Raw genomic sequence first — 19,434 nt, forward strand, 5'->3', positions numbered from 1 at the left:
AACACTATTTTTTTAAATACAGCAAGCGCGCGGCAAATATAAATTCACCCTGCGCCGCTTTATTTAATTATTTAATGTTTTATTAACAACCCTGAATTACCCTGATCAGGGCGGGGAAATATCAGATTTGATAATCGATGGCGGGTTCTTCTGGCTCCAGCGCCAGACGCTTAATCTCTTCGACCGACAGCTCCGGGTTGCACAGCTCAATAAAACGCCAGACATAGTTACGTTGCAGTTGCCCGCGGCGGATCCCGAGCCAGACGGTATTCGCGTCAAATAAGTGACGCGTGTCCAGTCGCACCAGGCTTCCCTCTTCGCCACTGGCCTGGTCGGCCACCAGCCCAATACCCAGGCCGAGCTCCACGTAGGTTTTTACCACGTCGGAATCCTGCGCGCTGAGCACAACATCAGCCGTTAAACCGCGCCGGGCAAACGCCTCATCTATACGGGAACGGCCGGTGATGCCCTGCCGGTAGGTGATCAATGGCCAGCGACTGATATCGTCCAGCGTGAGCGGGCTGGTATGAATTAACGGATGCCCCTGCGGAACCAGCAAGCTGTGATACCAGCGGAACCACGGGTAGGCGACCACCAGAGGATCGGTACTCAGGCGTTCACTGGCAATGCCGATATCCGCCGCCCCGCTGTGCAACAGTGATTCAATTTCCTGCGGCGTGCCCTGAATCAGTTCGAGGCGAACTTCAGGGAATAAAGCGCGGAAAGCTTTGATCACCACTGGCAGACTGTAGCGAGCCTGAGTGTGGGTGGTCGCGATAGTTAGCACACCGCTGGTGTCGTTGGTGAAAAGGTCAGCCAGGCGACGTACGTTGCTGGCTTCGTTGAGAATGCGTTCGGCAATCACCAACAGGGCTTTACCCGGTTCGGTCATACCTAATAACCGTTTGCCGCGGCGAATGAATATTTCAATCCCCAGCTCTTCTTCCAGCTCGCGAATATGGCGGCTGACGCCAGACTGAGAGGTGAAAAGCATATTGGCGACTTCGGTGAGATTGTAGTCCCGTCGCGCCGCCTCGCGGATTATTTTTAGTTGCTGGAAATTCACATCGCCCCCGGGATCATGACTGTTCTTTACACCATTGTTAAAGTCACAGCCCCGGCGGGACAAATAATAAAAACCAGCAACCTATTCCATTTAGTAATAAGCGGGCTTAGCCCACCAGCATCAGTTCGCGATTTTCCAGCGCCGGCCGGGTGACCAGAGACATAAGAATTTCTTTTACCGCCTGGGCCTGAGGCGAGAGCGGCAAACGCGCGGACAGATTCAGCGACAGCGGCAAATTTAACGACGGGCTGGTAATGCGAGCCATCCAGCCACCGGCAGAGTCGGCAAGTGAACGCGCGGCGGATTCCGGCAGCACAGTCACGCCCATGCCGCTGGCGATGGCCGCCGTTAAGGTCGAAATAGACTCGATCTCACCAATAATTTTAGCCGTCAGGCGGCGCAGGGAGAAAGCCTCATCCACGCGCTTGCGCACTGCGCTGTAGTCACGCGGCAGGAAAAGATTCATGGCGGCAACGTCCGACAAATCAACGCTGTTGCCCGGGCAGTCGCGGGTGCCCACGAGGAACAAATCCTCTTTCAGCAGCGGCTGGCTGGTCAGCCCCGCCGTCGGCGTGCGGTCATACAGCACGGCCATATCAAGCTGCCCGCTGAGCAGTTTGTCATTCAACTGTGAACCACTATTTTCATGCAAATACACCTGCACATCCGGCAGCTCGGCGCGCACGGCCTGCAGCAGCGGCATGGTAATAGAAGACGCCGCCATCCCCGGCGCAAGCCCAATAGAGACAAGGCCTTGCATCGTCTGACCCACGTTATTCACCGCCAGTTGGGCCTGCTCACACTGGCGCAGAATCGTCCGCGCGTGAGCATATAAAACCTTCCCGGCTTCCGTCGGGGTGACGCCGCGTTTGGTGCGGATCAACAGTTGCTGATCCAGCTCCCCTTCCAGAGTGGCAACCTGCTGGCTGAGCGCCGGCTGTGCGATGTGCAGTACTTCTGCCGCCTGAGTCAGGCTGCCAATATCAACAATTTTTACGAAGTACTTCAGTCGTCTTAAATTCATTTCGCCCCCTATTACGGAATGCCAGTGCCAGTCATGGCAGTGATGTCGTAATGGGTTTTGCAATATGCTTGCCACATTTTTCGTTTAAGGCGCAAACGCGTTAACAGGCTGGAGAATAAGAGAAACTGATAAAGCACTCGCGAGGATTAACGAAACAAGGGGCGAGTTTATGCCCCATAAGAGGTACAAATGCACCGTGATGGTGCATTCCGGCCAAAAATAACGTGCCGGTGATAAGCCGGCACGATGATTCACATGCTGGCCCACCACAGGCGTATTTTCATTCCCCAGTAACTCGTCCAGCCGCTGGTGGTGGACACCACCTGCCCTTTATCGACAATGACAAACGTCGGCGTGACGCCAATCTGCCAGCTGCGGGAGATAGACCCGTCGGCATCATTGACCACCGGGAACTGGACCCCTTTTCGCGCCAGCCAGCGGGAAACCTCGCTTTCATTGCCTGAGCGAAGCGCAATGGTTATTACGTTCTGCCCTTCGGCCTGTAACTTCGCCACGTCCGGCGTGGTGAAGCGGCAGACGGCGCACCAGCTGGCCCAGAAATAGACCAGCAGCGGGCGTTCTGCGCTCAGCGCGCCGAGCGTGACATCCTGCCCGTCCAGCGTGTGCAGCGGCGTGGCATCAAAAGCCACTGGCGACTGGGGCGCTCTCCACCAGTCCATTACCAGCATCACGCCCGCCAGTAAAACCAGCAGAATTAATCCCTCGCGCAGCCAGCGCCGCAGTTTACTTGTCATGGGCGGCCGCCAGTTTTTCTTTTACCACCTCTTCCAGCGTTTCCCACGGCACCGCCCCGGGGATCATTTCATCGCCAATAATGGTGGCTGGTGTGCCCTGCACGCCCACGATACGCGCTAACTGCAGGTTGGTGCTTAGGGTTTCCATGCTTTTTTCATCCGGCGTAACCGGCGTTGCCCCGCTCTTTTCAACCGCAGTCGCAATGCTCGCCGCGTCGTGATAGCCCTTCTTCTGCATCAGTTTTTCATGCAGCGCCAGGAACTGTTCCGGATGCTGACGCCAGGTCGTCAGGACAGTGCGTGCCGACAGCACGGAGCTTTCGCCTTTAAACGGCAGCGGCTTCACGATCACCGCCACATCCGGGTATTTCTGCACAATTTTTTCCAGCATCGGATCGAGCTGTTTGCAGTACGGACAGTTGTAATCTGTGAAGTTCACGAGGGTTAACACGGGCTTTTTAGCGCCGAATCGCGGACTGGCCGGATCGTTAAACAACGCTTGCTCAATCAACACTTCCAGTTGCTTTTGCTGCTCGGCAGAAAACGGGGCGGGCTCTTCTTTTACCGCCAGCGCCAGGCCGGAGAACAGCGATAAGATTAAAATAAATGCATATTTCATTGTTTCGTTCCTTTGGCATCATCCAGGGTAGTCAGGACCGAATCGCGGGACAGCAGCGTCGGCAGCACTTTTCCTTCCGGCAGGCCTGGGCCATAAATTTGGTTGAACGGCACGGCGACCTGGCCGCGGCTTCTTAAAAAGTCAGTGATTTGCTGGGATGGCAGCGTCCAGTCACCTCGCAGGGCAACCACATCCGGCGCCTGCAGCGCAGCCTGCACGTCCTCTTTGTTGAGCACGTTGTATTTGTTGGCTTTGCAGGTAATACACCAGTCGGCGGTGACATCGATAAAAACGCGCTTATGCTGCGCCAGGGCGTCCTGAATCGCCTGCTCGCTGAGCGGCTGCCAGGCGATGTTTTCCTGTGCAGGCTTGCTAGCCGAAACGCCGAAATGCACCAACAGCAGGCTTGCCAGCCAGATAGCCGAACCTAACATCAGCAGGCCAAGCACGCGACGCAGCCAGGTCATCCACTTTCCAGGGCGAGGCAATCGCATCGCAAGGCCGGGACGAAGCGCAATCAACAGCCACGGCAGACTCATCCCCAGCCCTAAGGCCAGGAACAGCCCCCATAGCACCGGGTAAGAAGCCGTGAGCGCGACCGCCACCGCCGTGCCGAGGAAAGGTGCGCTGCACGGCGTCGCCAGCAGCGTGGCAAAAGCACCCTGCCAGAAATGTCCGGCCATGCCATTGCCACCCTGCGTTGCCAGGCGAGTGTTCATATTGGAAGAAAGCCGGAATTCAAACAGCCCAAACAGGTTAGCGCTGAACACCAGCATCACCAGCGCCATAAAGCCGATAAACCACGGGTTCTGGAACTGAATGCCCCAGCCCAGCGCCTGATTTGTCAGCCGCAGCACGGTCATCAGCAGCGCCAGCACCATAAAGGAAGCAATAATTCCCGCGACCGAGGCTAAAAACTGACGCCGCACCAGGCCCCGATCTTTTTGCTGCACCAGCAGAATCGAGCCCAGCTTCATCCCCAGCACCGGGAGTACGCACGGCATCAGGTTAAGGATCAGGCCGCCCACCAGCGCCATCAGAACTACCTGCCAAAGCGGGAAGGCATCATTTCCTCCTGCCACGGCAGGCGCGGAACCAATGGTGAGCGTGTTTTGCTGAGCAATGCCGTTGTCGGCAAGCACCAGGGTGACCGATTTCCCACGCAGATCTGGCGCTCCCTCGCCCCAACTGTCGCTGACCGGCACCGTGGCCTGCAGTGAGTCGCCGTCAATATGGAAGGTTGGTTTACCAAGATCGGCCTCTTCCGGCGGATCCAGATAAAGGCCAGGGTTCGTCCAACCTCCGGCACGCACGGCGCTGATCACCAGACTTCCCTGGCGATAGCCTGCTTTAAGCGAGTCAGTCAATCCGCTTTCAACCGGCACCTGACCCATCGCCTGAGCGAAATCATGGGCAAACTGGGTATCTGCCGCAGAAGGCGTGATGCTAAAGGAATAATCGGTCAGCAGGCAGACGTTGCTGCAGGTAGACAGCGTCAGCACGCCACGGATTGTTTCCGGCACCGGGCCGTGAAACACCATCGGAATGGTGACCCGATCGTGATAGCCCTGGGTCGTGATCCCGGCGACGTCAAAGCGCGCAGGCGTCGGCCAGAACCACTCCACTTTTGGCATATCACCCTGCCAGGCAATGGCTGGTGCTACGCCGCCTTCCCCAGGGGAGCGCCAGTAGGTTTTCCACCCTTTTTCGAGCTTCACGTCCAGTAAAAGACGCGTGTCGTTGTTGCCTGAGGTGTCCGCGCGCAGCCTGACGCTGGCGTGATCGTTATCCGGCGATTGTAGCCAGCCAGACTCTGCCGCCCAGGACACAGGCAGCCATAGCATGAACAGGCACAGCAGCGCCTGCCTGAAGCGAATAAACATGTTTTTTCTCCATAAATGATTAACTAACTGTGGGTCACAGCCGGTCTGTCATTCACGGAAGACGCAGAAACGAAGATGTACCCTGAGGGTAGGTGGAGAAGTGGCTCTTGGCGGAGAGAACGGCATCCGCGTGGCACGCACGGGCGCCAGCAAAGAAAGCAGCAGGCAAAGTGCGAACAACGCCCCGTCAAACAAAACTGGCGGCACGCTCAATAACGATTTGGCGCTAAGTTCGCACGGTGTAACCGGCGAGTCACCGTCCGCCTGCGGGTTATCGACCTGAGCAGCAACGGCGCTGGCCGCGGTTTCCATCTGCAACGCGTGCAGGCCCGCCATGCGCTGTGCGGTACAAACCAGTACCACAACACATGCCAGGCAAAGAAACCAAATCCCTATCCGCCGCTGTTTTATCATCAGGCCCTCACTGTTTAACCCGGCTTATCTTAGCGGCTGGCGTAAGATTGGCAATCTTTGTGCTGTAAAGTTATGTCTGAGCATGACTTCTGGCGAAGTTTGCTTGTTTTATCAGCAAACGATATAAAAGGTGCCTGTGAGCCTTTGACAAGCCTGTGTGGCCTCGCTAATATGCGCCCCGTTCACACGATTCCTCTGTAGTTCAGTCGGTAGAACGGCGGACTGTTAATCCGTATGTCACTGGTTCGAGTCCAGTCAGAGGAGCCATATTTAAGAAGCCCGCTTAAGGAAACTTAAGCGGGCTTTTTGCTTTTGATTTTTCACGCAGTTTTCACCGCCTCACAAAATTCACTTTTCCTCTGTATCGACGGTTCACTTTTTTAATTAGTCGGCTACTATTTCGTTATGCCGTACGCTTTTCGCGCAACACCCCCTGCCCTGCAATAAAATATTTTTCCCGTACGATGGCCGTTATGTGAGTAAATTTTCTCGGAGAATTGCGGTATATTGCAGGGAAATGCATTGAACGAGTAGCGTTCTTAAGAGATATAAAAGAAAAGCCCCCGCAAATGCAGGGGCTTAAGTTTCTTTATTTTTATTTTTTGTAATGTAAAATTACAAGTGCTTACAATCTTGTGCATCGGGAAATCGGTGTACTAGATAATAATCTGTGAACATTTCCCTTGGTGTTGCTCAGGTCTTTGACCGCCTGACCCGCTTGCGTGTTGGCGCGGCCGGTCAGGATTTTTTTAAGTTTAGAGAAGGCCTTAGCCAAAAAAAAGCTGTCTTTAAGTACAGGGGACCTCCACATACAGGGATACGCGATGTGTTCTTCAATTGAATTTTTTATAAGTAATCATAATGATTTACATCCCGGTCTCGCCCGGGAATTGTATGCGTTACGCAAAAAAACATTTCACGAACGGCTCGAATGGAAGGTGGAATGTGAAGATAATCAGGAAAGAGATCAATTCGATAACGCAAATACAACTTATTTAATGGGCATGTTGGAAGGTAAATTATTTTGCGGCGCACGCTTTATTGATGCCAAACATCCGACCATGACAGATGAAATATTTTATCAATATTTTAATAACATTAGTTTACCAAAAGATATTCCATGCTGTGAGATCACCCGATTATTCCTCGACAAAGATCGTCGTGATGAAGGTAATTTACGCACCCTGCCCGCCAGTAAAGCATTATTTCTGGCGCTGATTATGTATTGCATGAAAAATAGCTATCCCGGTATGCACGCGGTAACCAGTCGGGGGATGTACGCCATTTTCCGTCAGGCCAACTGGAAAGTTGATGTACTGCAGAAAGGGCTCTCAGAAAAGGGCGAGGCGGTTTATTATATTTACATGCCTGCTAATCAACAGGTTATAGAAGACATTATTAATAAAGATAAAAACAGCGAATGGCTGCGTGAGACGCTTACCCAGCTCAATAACCTTTAGTCTCGTCGGTCAGGCACCCAGATCCAACAACCTGAGTTCGATACTTAATTTAACCGCGTGACGGGCATTGTTAACGCCAAGCTTTTTCATGGCATTGCCCATATGGAATTTCACCGTCCGCTCGGTAATGGACAAGATAGTCGCAATCTCGGCATAAGTTTTTCCGGTATAGACCCATTGCAAAATTTGTTGCTCACGCGGTGACAAGAAAACATTCTTTTTCTGCCGAATATCGCTGTATAAATTCAGCATCTTTTGGTGCAGCTTGATAAAGAAGGCGATCACTGCCTCACGATTTTCAATAAGATTTACATCTGAAGGCTGATGGCTAATCAGCGAAAGCACCGCAAGATTGTTCACGTAGTCGTGGAGTGGATAAGTATGCCCTTGCACAATATTGTGCTGCGAACCTTCATCAAAAATACGCTTCAGCGTATACCCGGAAGAGACCATCATCCCGCTGTCCCATGAAAAATCCTCCAGGCTGCTGAGAGACCGGACAATGACTGGGTCAATAAATTGATATTTATTATCGAGATAAATGTTAAACCATTGCGGATTATTATTAATAATACGCATTTGGGAAGGATCTTTCTTATTCATCACAGCATACGCGTAGGTCGTATGTTTGTAATCCAGAATAAATTCATCAAGTTCGCGCTGAATTAATGAATTTACTTTGCTGTCATTATAATACGTGTCCTTCACAACCATCGCCGTCCGTAGAATTAAGAGAGCAAAGTATAGATCATTTCCCTACGCTTGCCACACCTCAATGCCACCGATTTGATGAATAAACGCAGGAATGGCCTAATGCCCATTCCTGCGTCAGCCAATAAAAGTTAAATCAAGTTATTATCACGCCTTAGATTTCGGTCAGGATCTGGCTGAAATCGAGGCGTGATTTTGGCAGTCCAGCGTTAAAGTCCTCCACGCTGCGGTAGCCCAGCGCCACCATCACCACGCTAGTCAGGCCTTTCTCACGCAGGCCAAACTCCTCGTCCAGCGCGGCGGCGTCAAAGCCTTCAATCGGCACGGCATCAATGTTCAGGGTGGAAACGCCCAGCAGCAGCGTGCCGAGGTTGAGATAAACCTGCTTCTCCATCCAGTGCTGCGCATCTTTAAGGTCAAAACGGTGTTTATTGGCATAGAAAGAACGACCTTTGTGCTGCCCCTCTTTGGCCTGTTCGGTAGCAAAGCGCCCATCTGCCTGCTCTTTTTGCAGCAATGTTTGCAGGTGTGCATCGTCATAAACCGTTTTGGCGCAGAACACCACGACATGTGAAGCATTCAGTACTTTAGGCTCGTTTGCCGCGTAAGGCCCGGTAGTCGCTTTCGCAATACGCGCCTTGCCTTCATCACTGCTAACCAGCAAGAAATGCCACGGCTGTGAGTTGGTGCTCGACGGGCTCAGGCGCAGCAGATTTTTGATTTTATCCACGTCTTCGGCAGCAATTTTTTTAGTCGCATCAAAAGCTTTCGTGGCATAACGCCGGGAGGCAGCATCAACAATGTTCATTATTTTTCCTGAATGAGTCTTTGTATTTTGCAGCGACCAGCCTGGCCACTGCGCGTAAAAAGTTAAACGGTAACTTCGTCCAGCGGTACCAGCTTCAGCGGTTCCGCCAGCAGCGCGTCCATCTGTTTTACAAATGCCTGGAAGTGAGGCAGAGAATTATGCACGTCGAGTGCCTGCTGCCCCCGCCACGACTCACGAACGTAAAACGTATCCGGCTCTTGTTGAAGCTGGAACAGCGTATAGTCGAGGCAGCCAGGCTCAAGGCGGCTCGGCGCAACCAGCGCTTTCAGTGCGGCTTTGAGGTTATCCTGCTGGCCGGCTTTCGCCTTCAGCATGGCAATAATCGTCAGAGTTTCTGTTGCTGCCATATCAGAACCCCTCCAGCACAATTTTGCCCACCGCACGCCCGGTTTCCAGCAGCGCATGGGCACGGCGAAGGTTATCCGCGTTAATTGTGCCATAGTGTTCACCGAGCGTAGTTCTTAATACGCCCTGGTCGATAAGCGTAGCCACGCGCGTCAGCAGGTTGTGCTGCTCAATAATATCGCTGGTGACGAACATCGAGCGGGTGAACATAAACTCCCAGTGCAGCGAAATACTTTTGGCCTTCAGCGCGCGAACGTCCAGCGCTGTCGGGTCATCAATCAGCGCAAATTTCCCCTGCGGGATGAGCGCCTCAATCAGCTGGGCATAATGTTGTTCAGTATTGGTCAGGCTGGCAACGTGCGTAACGTGTTTCACGCCAATGCGCTGCAATTCTTCCGTCAGCGGTTTACTGTGGTCGATGACGTGGTGGGCACCGAGTTCGCTCACCCATTTTTGACTTTCAGGGCGAGAGGCGGTGCCAATCACGGTGGCTTTCGTCAGCCTGCGGGCAAGCTGCGTCAGAATTGATCCCACACCACCGGCAGCGCCCACAATCAGCAGCACTGCATCTTCGCTGCCGTTTTCCTTAATACCCAGGCGATCGAAAAGCATTTCCCACGCGGTGATCGCCGTCAGCGGTAATGCGGCAGCAGCGGCATTTTCCACGGACTGAGGTTTGAGTGCCGCAATGCGCTCGTCCACCAGTTGAAACTCACTGTTGCTGCCCGGGCGGGTCAGAGACCCGGCATACCACACGGCATCGCCGGGCTTGAACAGCGTGACGGCTTCACCCACTTCCACAACGGTCCCAACAGCATCCCAGCCCAGCACACGAGGCGCGTCGCCGCTAAAGCCACTGCGAACTTTGGTATCAACGGGGTTGACGGAAATGGCGTTCACCGCCACCAGAATGTCGCGCCCCTGAGCAACGGGTTTCGGCAGCGTGATGTCCTGCAACGCATCAATATTGCTGCCGTCTTTTGCGGCGCGGGTAATAGCAATAGCTTTCATAGCAGCTCCAATAAGGTAATAGGTTCATCAATTGAGTAAAATCATGGTACAAGGAGCGCGGCAGGTGAAAAACCGGCGTCAGGAAACAACACTTATACTCGGAGAGTGAAAATGCTCAGGCTGGAAGACCTTGCGCTGTTTGTCAGGGCGGCGGCGTTAAACAGTTTTAGCGATACCGCCAGGGAAGCCGGCCTGCAGCCGGCCCAGGTCAGCACCGCCATTAAGCGCCTGGAGCAGAATCTTAATATTCGTCTGTTCGCCCGCTCAACGCGCAGCCTGCGCCTGACCCCCGAAGGCGAAGCCTGGCTGCCTTACGCCCAGCAGGTGCTGCAGACACTGGATGCCGGGTATGAACAGATCCAGCCCCCCAGCGATGAAGTACGCGGCACGTTACAAATCGCCGTCCCTTCCGATCTTGGGCGCAATCTCCTGTTGGATGTTTTTCAGCAATTTCGCAGTACTTACCCGGCGTTAAGCCTGAAACTTCTGTTTTCCGATCGAATCACCGATGTGTTTAAAGATCCGGTGGATGTGGCTTTTCGCTACGGCAACAATGATGACGCGTCGTATATCGCCCTGCCCGTCGCGCCAGAAAACCGCCGCGTGCTGGTCGCTTCTCCAGCTTACCTGGCGCGCTATGGCGAACCTGAAACCCTTGCCGATCTGGCCCAACACAATGCGCTGACGTTTGTACTTCGCGGGCGGGTGCACAATAGCTGGTCGTTCAGCCTGCGTGGCAAAATGCAGCAGGTGGCGGTGAAAGGTTCGATGATGAGCGATGATGCGGAAGTCATTCACCGGCTGGCGGTAAAAGGGGAAGGCATTACCTACAAATCCTGGCTGGATGTCAGCGAAGATGTGCAGGCAGGCCGCTTAAAGCTGCTGCTGCCGCAGTATGAAGGGGACAGTATTCCGCTGAATCTGATTTGCCCGCACCGTAAACAGCTGTCTACCACGGTGCGGCTGCTACATGAAGCGGTCAAGGCGCGCTGCGAAAACGCGATGCGCACCCTGCCCGCTATCGAAGCTTAAAACGTGACCCAGTCATCACCTGCCGTGGTGGCAGCGGCGGCTTTTGTCTGAGGTTTGACCTTCGTTTCCACCACGGCCTGTTCTTCGCGCCCGGACAGGCGGAAACGCGCTACCGCTTTTTGCAGCATTTCAGTCTGGCCTTCGAGCGCCGCCGCTGCAGCGGAGATCTGCTCCACCAGCGCAGCGTTTTGCTGAGTCACACTGTCCATTTCGCTGACCGCCACGCTCACCTGAGAAATACCTTTGCTCTGCTCATCCGTCGCCGAGGCAATTTGCTTCATGATTTGCGTCGTGTCGGATACGGCCTTCAGCACTTCTTTCATGGTGTTGCCAGCCTCGTTCACCAGCGCCGCGCCGCTGTTCACCCGATTCACTGAGTCGGCAATCAGCGTTTCAATCTCTTTCGCAGCGCCCGCGCTGCGGCTGGCCAGGTTGCGCACTTCCCCCGCTACCACCGCAAAACCTCGGCCCTGTTCGCCAGCGCGCGCGGCCTCAACGGCAGCATTTAGCGCCAGAATGTTGGTCTGGAAGGCAATGCTGTTGATGACGCTTGTGATCTCGCTAATTTTGCGGGAGCTGTCGGAGATCCCTTCCATCGTGATAACCACGTCGCCCACCAGCTTGCCGCTGCGGCTGGCGGTTTGGGAGGCTTTTTCCGCAATGCTGCTGGCCTGGCGGGCATTCTCGGCGTTGAATTTAACCGTGGCCGTGAGCTGCTCCATGCTGGCGGCGGTTTCTTCCAGCGCGGCAGCCTGTTCTTCGGTGCGAGAAGAGAGATCGTTATTGCCGGAAGAGATCTCCGCCGAGCCACGATAAATGTTCTCCGTGCCGCTGCGAATCGCGCTCACCGCATCACGCAGGCTGCCCTGCATCTCGGCCAGTAGAGGGAACAGTTTGCCGACACAGTTACGCCCAAAGTCCTCAACCGGGTGGCTGAGATCGCCTTTCGCAATAACCGAGAAATGATCCCGAATTCGGTCCAGAGGTTTCACCAGCAGGTTCACCAGATAACGATCGGTAAACAGCAGGATCAGTAGCCCAATCACAATCGCCACCAATACGGTGACTTTCATCAGGCGAGTCAGCGAGTCCACGGCAACCCGAGTCCGATCCAGACGTTCTTCTGCCACGGCAGTAAACTTATTGCTGCTGGCTCCGAAGGCACGGCTGAGCGGCGGCGTGACCTGGGTGGCCTGCTGGCGATAATCCGCCGCGCTTCCTTGCTGAGCAAGCTGCATCTGCACCGCCACGCCGTTATCTAAAAGCTGCTGCCATTTTTCGATAATGTCGGCGGAAACGGCCGGATCCATTGGCCCAGGCGAAACGCTTTTCAGGCGCTCAAGCTCGCTTTTCATGTTATCCAGCGCTTCCTGCACGGGCTTAAAATCGGTAGCTTCCCCCGCCGCCTTCGCTTCCATCACCCGCGAAAGACGGGTAATAAAGCGAAAATACTGGTCGTTTCCTTTGCTGAGTATCGTCATTTGCGACACCAGCTGATGGTCAACGGCGTTACCGTCCCCCAGTTTCGCCAGCGAATAAACGGTAAACACGCCCACGGCTGACCACAGCAGGCAAAACAGCCCCAGCACAGTGAGCAGCACCCGGCGTACGGTAAAATTCTTTAACATTCCCATGTTGTTCCCCTCATCGTTATTGTCGTTATCCCATCAAGCTCGGGTATCACAGGGGTTATCGGCAATCTTTGCGCGGGTATTCATTTATTTGTGATGAATTTTTTATGAGGCTCGCATCTCGCCCTGTCTTCCACTTCCGTTCTGCTCACGGCATGACATACTGAGACACTAACCCGGCGAGAACCGGTAAAGGAGAATCAATGAATAATAACGTTGTATGCCAGGGGCTGACGCCTGCTGAAGCCCTGGACAAGCTGGAAGCGCTGTATGAAAACTCGGTAACCGCCCTTCGCGATGCGATTGCCCTCTACACTCAACATGGCACGCTGCCGGACGTAGACGCGCGTTCCGACGGGCTGTTTGTCTACCCTGAACTGCGGGTGAGCTGGGACGGCGTTCCCCGTGGCCCGAAAAACACCCGCTCCTATGCCCGCTTTACCCACTCCGGCAGCTACACCACCACGGTGACCCGTCCCGCGCTGTTTAAGAGCTACCTGCACGAGCAGTTGAGCCTGCTGAGCGAAGACTATGGCGTGCACATTGAGGTTGGCCCTTCTCAGCACGAGATCCCTTACCCATACGTGATTGACGGCCTGAACCTGGACCGCACGATGAGTGCCGGGCTGACGCGCCATTTCCCAACCACCGAGCTATCGCAAATTGGCGATGAAACCGCCGATGGCCTGTTCCACCCGACAGAAGCCTGGCCGCTGTCGCACTTTGACGCCCGCCGCGTGGATTTCTCGCTGGCTCGCCTGCGCCACTACACCGGCACGCCGGTGGAACACTTCCAGCCCTTCGTGCTGTTCACCAACTACACGCGCTATGTGGACGAGTTTGTTCGCTGGGGCTGCCAGCAAATCCTTGACCCGGACAGCCCGTATATCGCCCTGTCCTGCGCCGGAGGCACCTGGCTTACCGCCGAAACCGAAGCCCCGGAAGAGGCAATTTCCGACCTGGCGTGGAAGAAACACCAGATGCCCGCCTGGCACCTGATCGATAAAAACGGCAGCGGCATTACGCTGATTAACATTGGCGTCGGCCCGTCCAACGCCAAAACCATCTGCGACCACCTCGCAGTACTGCGCCCCGATGCCTGGCTGATGATTGGCCACTGCGGCGGCCTGCGTGAAAGCCAGCAAATTGGCGACTATGTGCTGGCCCACGCCTACCTGCGCGACGATCACGTGCTGGATGCGGTGCTGCCGCCGGATATTCCTATCCCAAGCATCGCCGAGGTGCAGCGTGCCCTTTATGACGCCACCAAACAAGTGAGCGGCATGCCGGGCGAAGAAGTGAAACAGCGCCTGCGTACCGGGACGGTAGTCACCACCGATGACCGCAACTGGGAGCTGCGTTATTCAGCTTCTGCGCTGCGCTTTAACCTCAGCCGCGCGGTGGCTATCGACATGGAAAGTGCAACGATTGCTGCCCAGGGTTATCGCTTCCGTGTGCCGTACGGCACGCTGCTGTGCGTATCAGACAAACCGCTGCACGGCGAAATCAAGCTGCCGGGCCAGGCTAACCGTTTCTATGAAGGGGCGATTTCCGAGCACCTGCAGATTGGCATTCGCGCCATTGATTTGCTGCGCGCCGAAGGTGAAAAGCTGCACTCGCGCAAGCTGCGTACCTTCAATGAGCCGCCGTTCCGTTAACAACAATAATTAGGAAGCTGGATGCAACACACTTCATCACTCGGCGCACTTCGTGTGCTGCTCAGGGAGCGCGAACTGGATGGGATCATCGTGCCACGTGCCGACGCCCATCAGAGCGAATACTGCGCGCCTCATGACAATAAACTCGAGTTCATCAGTGGCTTTACCGGTTCCGCCGGGCTGGCGCTAGTGCTTGCCGACCGCGCCCTGCTATTTGTGGACGGGCGCTATCAGGTTCAGGCTCGCCATCAGGTGAACCTGGCAGAGTTCGAGATTCATCATCTGCACGACGAGCCGCTGCACCTTTGGCTACGAGACAATCTTCCGGCGGGCAAACGCATTGCCTTCGAACCGCTGCTGATGGTCAACAGCCAGTACGAAAGCCTGCGCACCAGCGGCTGCGATCTGGTGGCTGTGGATGACGATCCGCTCGATACTATCTGGCCTGACCGCCCGGCGGCACCCTGCGGGGAAATCATCGCCATGCCGGACGAAATCAGTGGCGAAAGCGCTGCGTCAAAGCGTGAGCGGATCGCCCAAGGGCTGAGCACAACCGGGGCGGATTATCTGGCGCTGACGCAGCCGGACAACATCGCCTGGCTGCTGAACGTGCGTGGTGCCGATATTCCGATGAGCCCGGTGCCGCACTCCTTCGCGCTATTGAGCGCCGACGGTGACATCGAATGGTTTGTAGCAGAAGACAAACTGCGGAAGCTGAATAAAGCCTGGCTCAACGGCATCACGATCCGCCCGATGAGTGAATTCCTTGCCCGTTGCCAGCAAGTAGCGACAGGGAAACGCATCCTCATCGACGCGGACTCTGCGCCGGTCGCCGTGCGCTTTGCCGTGGAGCAAGGCGGGGGCAGCGTGCTGTGGGCACCGGACCCTGTCACGCTAATCAAAGCCAATAAAAACGACACCGAGCTGGCGGGCTACCGCGACAGCCACATCGAAGACGGCGTGGCCTGGGTGAATTTCCTTGCCTGGCTGACCCGGGAAGTGCCGCGCCGCGAAGCCGCAGGCAATCCAGTCACCGAGCTGGAAGCCCAGGAAAAACAGCTGAGCTTCCGCCAACAGGGCTCCACCTTTACCGAGCAAAGCTTCAGCACCATTTCCGCAGCAGGCAGCAACGCCGCGATGTGCCACTACCACTCTTCGCCGGAAACGAATTTCGCCCTTACTGCCGCGCAGTTCTACCTCAATGATTCCGGCGGGCAGTATATCAACGGCACGACGGACGCCACCCGCACGCTCAGCTTTGGCGAGCTGGATGCCACCCGCCGCCTGCACTACACCGCCGTGCTGAAAGGCTTCCTGGCGCTGATCTCGCTGCAGTTCCCGCAGGGGACTCAGGGCCACCAGCTCGATGCCTTTGCCCGCCGCCCTCTCTGGGAGCTGGGGCTGGACTACGACCACGGCACCGGGCACGGCGTTGGCCACCGGCTGATGATCCACGAAAACCCGCATCGCATGGCGAAGAAGGTGAACCCGTGGCCGATGCTGCCGGGCAATATCATCACCATCGAGCCGGGGTATTACCAGGCGGACAGCCACGGGATCCGCATCGAAAACCAGGTCGAGGTCATTGCCTCCCAGACTGGCTTCTGCAAATTCTCATCGCTGACTCTGATCCCTATCGACCTGTCAGCCGTCAACGTTGATTTGCTCAGCCCGCAGGACATCGCCTGGCTTGACGATTACCACCGGCAGGTACGGGAAACGCTCTCCCCGCGCGTGAACGAAGAAGCTCGTCAGTGGCTTGATGCCGCCACATTGCCCGTCAGTCAACTGCGCAAGCAGTAACCATTTAAGGCCGCTTTTGCGGCCTTCTTCATTGATTTGCTGGATTAATCGGCAGTTGAACGCATTTCACCAAAACAGCCTTTGACAACCCGGACTCACGCCGTTAGTATTCGCCCCGTTCACACGATTCCTCTGTAGTTCAGTCGGTAGAACGGCGGACTGTTAATCCGTATGTCACTGGTTCGAGTCCAGTCAGAGGAGCCATATTTAAGAAGCCTGCTTAGGAAACTAAGCAGGCTTTTTGCTTTTTTATCCTGCTCCACCCAGTCAGCATGATGTATCTAACCGTGCCTGTTCAGTTTTTCCGCTACGCTGGAAGAAATTATTCATACATTCGATAACGCATTTAATGCGCTGTCCCAGAAAATAAAACTTCACCCAAACAACAAAGGCAGCATTTAATTAAATTAATTTATTAAACTCTAACTTCCCCCTTAATAGGTACTCCGGTATAGTATTTGACTTTCGCTAAACTCAGGGAGAAGAGAAATGGTCACCATCGTTGTTGATGGGGAAGATAAAACCGCCAAAATTTCAAACTGGACACTATATAATTCCAAAAGTAACGACACCGTTCATTTGACATGCCATTTCCCCTCAGGGAAAACATACACTCGTCCCCTTAGCGTCTGCCGTGTGATCCCCACAGTGGAAACTAATAGCAACATATTGTTCCGTAAAGGCCAGCCAAACGCACAACGTATCGATAAAGCGCAAATTATTGGTAATAAATATGCACTTATTAAATATGTTGATTCTGAAAAAATTTGGATTTATAAATTCGAAGATATCCAGTTAGTCACCGAGTCCTCTTTAAAGCAGAGTTCCGTTTTTTCATACTTTCGTCGTATTGCTGAACAACGTGCTTTGCAGGCCTCGGCGGGGAAAGAAAACATTGCTGGAAACATTGTCAGACAGATGGACAAGCTCATTGCTCATCCTGACACCGCGCTTGAAGCTTATTGTTCCGGTCAAAATGCATCCCGTCCTGCTCCAGAGAATTTCATCTATCCCTTCGGATTGAATGAAAGCCAAATGCAGGCGATACAGAAAGCCTTTAGCCATCAAATATCTGTCATCGAAGGTCCTCCTGGCACTGGAAAGACCCAGACCATATTGAATATTATTGCAAACATTCTGCTTAGCAACGGTACCGTTGCCGTTGTCTCAAATAACAATTCTGCGGTCGATAACGTCTACGAAAAACTTGGGAAAGTGGGTCTTGATTACCTGGTGGCAAAACTGGGCAGTACGGAAAAACGAGCAGCGTTCTTTGATAAACAACCCTCAAAACCTTTCGAGCAAATCATTTCTGCGCCCGAAAAAATGCAGCTAACCGAGCAAATTAAAAAACTTAAAAATCACTTAAGCACACAAGGTGATGTCGCAAAACTACAGGCAGAAATTGATGAACTAAACATAGAAGACAAATACCTTCAGCAGTGGCTTGAAGAACATACTCTTAACACGCTGCCAGATGTGACAGGCTTCGGACTAAAAAAAGAGAAAATTACCGATCTTATGGCGTTCATTAACGCTGTGCCCGACGATAAACTCGACTGGCGTCATCGCCTGTCGCTCCTTTTTAGATTTGGCATCTTCAGAACAAAGCCACTGAATACCCGGCAGAAAAGGCAAACACTCTTCATTGCTCTTCAGCACTATTTCTACAGATCGCGACTGCAGCAAGCACAACGTGAGTTAATCGAAAAAGAAAATTTTCTAGAAAAAAATAAGTTTGAAGAATTATTGCAGCATGTCACCTCAGGTTCTCTGGCATTTTTGAAGCAGTATCTAAAACATGCCATTCCGGTAAACATTAAGTTTTCAGCAGATACTTACCATGAACAATTTGCCGACTTTATCCAGCGCTACCCTATTATTGGCAGCAGCACGCATTCTATCGCAAACTCATTAGCTCAGGGTAAGCTGCTGGACTATGTCATTATCGATGAAGCTTCTCAGCAGGATATTGTCCCGGGGATTCTGGCGCTGGCATGCGCCCGAAATGTGATTGTGGTCGGCGATCGTAAACAACTCCCACACGTACCGGAGAAAACAGCTATTACGGCCCCGAAACCTTATTATGACTGCAACAGTAAAAGCCTGCTGGATTCACTGTTCGGCGTATACGACGAGTCTCTTCCCGTCACATTGCTGAAAGAGCACTATCGCTGTCATCCCAGGATTATTCATTTCTGCAACAAGCAATTTTATGACAATCAGCTCGTTGTTATGACCCGTGATAAAGGTGAGGATGCTCTCTCTTTGATTATTACCGCAAAAGGTAACCATGCCCGAGGCTATAAAAATCAGCGAGAAATTGAATCTTTCATGGAAGTCTCCGATAGTAGCTCGAATAGCTGCGGCTTTATCTCTCCGTACAACGCACAAGTTTCACTTTCTGAACAAATGCTGCCGTCGGAATTTATTACCTCGACCGTCCATAAATTCCAGGGAAGAGAATGTGAGCAGATTGTTTTTTCAACCGTTATAGACAAAAAAATGGATGCCAAAACACTCGATTTTGTAGACGACCCACACTTAATTAATGTGGCTGTTTCAAGGGCACAAAAACGCTTTACCTTAACAACAGGGGAAAATGTTTTCACTGGTAATAACAAACATATCGCGGCGCTAGTACGTTACATGAAATACTATTCCAACGAGGCGCAGATTCATTACAGCCCCGTAGTCAGCGCTTTCGACTTGCTCTATCAAGAGTACGATCGCTCATTAGACAGGTTAAGGCGCAGGCTAAGTGCAAAAGACTCCTTTTACCTGTCAGAGCAGATTGCAACGCGTGTAATAAAAGACGTACTGCAACGAGCAGAGTACCATTCGCTTGTTTTCCATAAGCAAATTTTGCTACAACAGCTGGTAAAGAATTCCAATATCCGTTTAAGTCAACGTCAAAAAGAGTTTTTGGCACAAGGCGCTAGCTGTGATTTTGTTTTTTATTTTCACGTTGGAAAACTGCCTCTCGCAGTTATTGAAATAGACGGCCATCACCACGAAATGCCCAAACAACGTGAACGTGATGAATTGAAAAATACAATCCTGAAAGAGAGTGGTATTGCGCTGCTGAGACTCAAAACTACCGATAGCAAAGTTGAGGAAAAGATAGCGAACTTTCTTCTGTCGAGCATGCTGGAAAACCAGGTAGAGTTAGTAGGATAGCCAACCATTACCT

The 19,434-nt window shown here is 53.3% G+C and carries 16 protein-coding genes and 2 tRNA genes; 7 read left to right on the forward strand and 11 right to left on the reverse strand.

What is annotated here, in order from left to right; all coding sequences use genetic code 11:
* Positions 1 to 121: 121 nt before the first annotated feature.
* The 6 genes from cbl to LH23_RS19870 all read right to left on the reverse strand — a co-directional run bounded on the left by cbl (position 122) and on the right by LH23_RS19870 (position 5,761).
* The gene (gene cbl / locus LH23_RS19845; RefSeq protein WP_008458004.1) at positions 122 to 1,066 is read right to left on the reverse strand and encodes an HTH-type transcriptional regulator Cbl; all 945 of its coding nucleotides are present in this window, start codon (positions 1,064 to 1,066) and stop codon (positions 122 to 124) included.
* A gap of 106 nt (positions 1,067 to 1,172) precedes the next feature.
* On the reverse strand, positions 1,173 to 2,090 hold the full coding sequence (nac, locus tag LH23_RS19850; protein WP_039294946.1) for a nitrogen assimilation transcriptional regulator NAC: 918 nt from the start codon (positions 2,088 to 2,090) through the stop codon (positions 1,173 to 1,175).
* A 251-nt stretch (positions 2,091 to 2,341) separates the two neighbouring features.
* Entirely contained in the window at positions 2,342 to 2,845 is a 504-nt protein-coding gene (locus LH23_RS19855) for a protein disulfide oxidoreductase (protein ID WP_039294949.1), read from the reverse strand.
* Positions 2,835 to 3,464, reverse strand: a complete 630-nt coding sequence (locus LH23_RS19860) for a DsbA family protein (RefSeq protein WP_039294953.1) — start codon at positions 3,462 to 3,464, stop codon at positions 2,835 to 2,837. Before LH23_RS19860 ends, LH23_RS19855 begins: the two co-directional genes overlap by 11 nt.
* Positions 3,461 to 5,347 (reverse strand): protein-disulfide reductase DsbD family protein, encoded by a 1,887-nt coding sequence (locus tag LH23_RS19865; protein ID WP_039294954.1) that lies wholly within the window; start codon positions 5,345 to 5,347, stop codon positions 3,461 to 3,463. The genes LH23_RS19860 and LH23_RS19865 overlap by 4 nt, the downstream gene beginning before the upstream one ends.
* 48 nt (positions 5,348 to 5,395) lie before the next feature.
* Complete coding sequence (locus LH23_RS19870; RefSeq protein WP_039294958.1) at positions 5,396 to 5,761, reverse strand: hypothetical protein; 366 nt, start codon at positions 5,759 to 5,761, stop codon at positions 5,396 to 5,398.
* Between the two features lie 191 nt (positions 5,762 to 5,952).
* Here LH23_RS19870 and LH23_RS19875 point away from each other — a divergent pair.
* Both LH23_RS19875 and LH23_RS19880 read left to right on the forward strand, forming a co-directional pair.
* Positions 5,953 to 6,028: transfer RNA gene (locus LH23_RS19875), tRNA-Asn, on the forward strand.
* Positions 6,029 to 6,585: 557 nt separating this feature from the next.
* Entirely contained in the window at positions 6,586 to 7,221 is a 636-nt protein-coding gene (locus LH23_RS19880) for an acyl-homoserine-lactone synthase (RefSeq protein WP_039294960.1), read from the forward strand.
* 9 nt (positions 7,222 to 7,230) lie between these two features.
* Here the strand turns inward: LH23_RS19880 and LH23_RS19885 are convergent, their stop codons facing one another.
* The 4 genes from LH23_RS19885 to LH23_RS19900 form a co-directional block, all read right to left on the reverse strand.
* On the reverse strand, positions 7,231 to 7,935 hold the full coding sequence (locus tag LH23_RS19885) for a helix-turn-helix transcriptional regulator (RefSeq protein WP_039294964.1): 705 nt from the start codon (positions 7,933 to 7,935) through the stop codon (positions 7,231 to 7,233).
* A gap of 151 nt (positions 7,936 to 8,086) precedes the next feature.
* Positions 8,087 to 8,740, reverse strand: coding sequence for an oxygen-insensitive NAD(P)H-dependent nitroreductase NfsB (locus LH23_RS19890; protein WP_039294969.1), 654 nt, complete (start codon positions 8,738 to 8,740; stop codon positions 8,087 to 8,089).
* Positions 8,741 to 8,802: 62 nt separating this feature from the next.
* On the reverse strand, positions 8,803 to 9,108 hold the full coding sequence (locus LH23_RS19895; protein ID WP_039294972.1) for a putative quinol monooxygenase: 306 nt from the start codon (positions 9,106 to 9,108) through the stop codon (positions 8,803 to 8,805).
* 1 nt (position 9,109) lies between these two features.
* Positions 9,110 to 10,117 (reverse strand): zinc-binding alcohol dehydrogenase family protein, encoded by a 1,008-nt coding sequence (locus LH23_RS19900; protein ID WP_039294975.1) that lies wholly within the window; start codon positions 10,115 to 10,117, stop codon positions 9,110 to 9,112.
* Between the two features lie 111 nt (positions 10,118 to 10,228).
* Between LH23_RS19900 and LH23_RS19905 the strand changes: the two genes are divergently transcribed.
* Positions 10,229 to 11,149, forward strand: coding sequence for a LysR family transcriptional regulator (locus LH23_RS19905; protein WP_039294976.1), 921 nt, complete (start codon positions 10,229 to 10,231; stop codon positions 11,147 to 11,149).
* Here the strand turns inward: LH23_RS19905 and LH23_RS19910 are convergent.
* Entirely contained in the window at positions 11,146 to 12,783 is a 1,638-nt protein-coding gene (locus LH23_RS19910; protein ID WP_039294979.1) for a methyl-accepting chemotaxis protein, read from the reverse strand. The genes LH23_RS19905 and LH23_RS19910 overlap by 4 nt on opposite strands.
* 200 nt (positions 12,784 to 12,983) lie before the next feature.
* Between LH23_RS19910 and LH23_RS19915 the strand changes: the two genes are divergently transcribed.
* From LH23_RS19915 to LH23_RS19930, 4 genes are all read left to right on the forward strand, one after another.
* Positions 12,984 to 14,438 (forward strand): AMP nucleosidase, encoded by a 1,455-nt coding sequence (locus LH23_RS19915; protein WP_039294982.1) that lies wholly within the window; start codon positions 12,984 to 12,986, stop codon positions 14,436 to 14,438.
* A 21-nt stretch (positions 14,439 to 14,459) separates the two neighbouring features.
* Positions 14,460 to 16,241 (forward strand): aminopeptidase P family protein, encoded by a 1,782-nt coding sequence (locus tag LH23_RS19920; RefSeq protein WP_039294985.1) that lies wholly within the window; start codon positions 14,460 to 14,462, stop codon positions 16,239 to 16,241.
* A 128-nt stretch (positions 16,242 to 16,369) separates the two neighbouring features.
* A tRNA-Asn gene (locus LH23_RS19925) sits at positions 16,370 to 16,445 on the forward strand.
* A 285-nt stretch (positions 16,446 to 16,730) separates the two neighbouring features.
* Positions 16,731 to 19,421, forward strand: a complete 2,691-nt coding sequence (locus LH23_RS19930; protein WP_039294989.1) for an AAA domain-containing protein — start codon at positions 16,731 to 16,733, stop codon at positions 19,419 to 19,421.
* Positions 19,422 to 19,434: the final 13 nt, after the last annotated feature.

The sequence above is a fragment of the Cedecea neteri genome, assembly GCF_000758305.1.
GTDB lineage: Bacteria > Pseudomonadota > Gammaproteobacteria > Enterobacterales > Enterobacteriaceae > Cedecea > Cedecea neteri_C.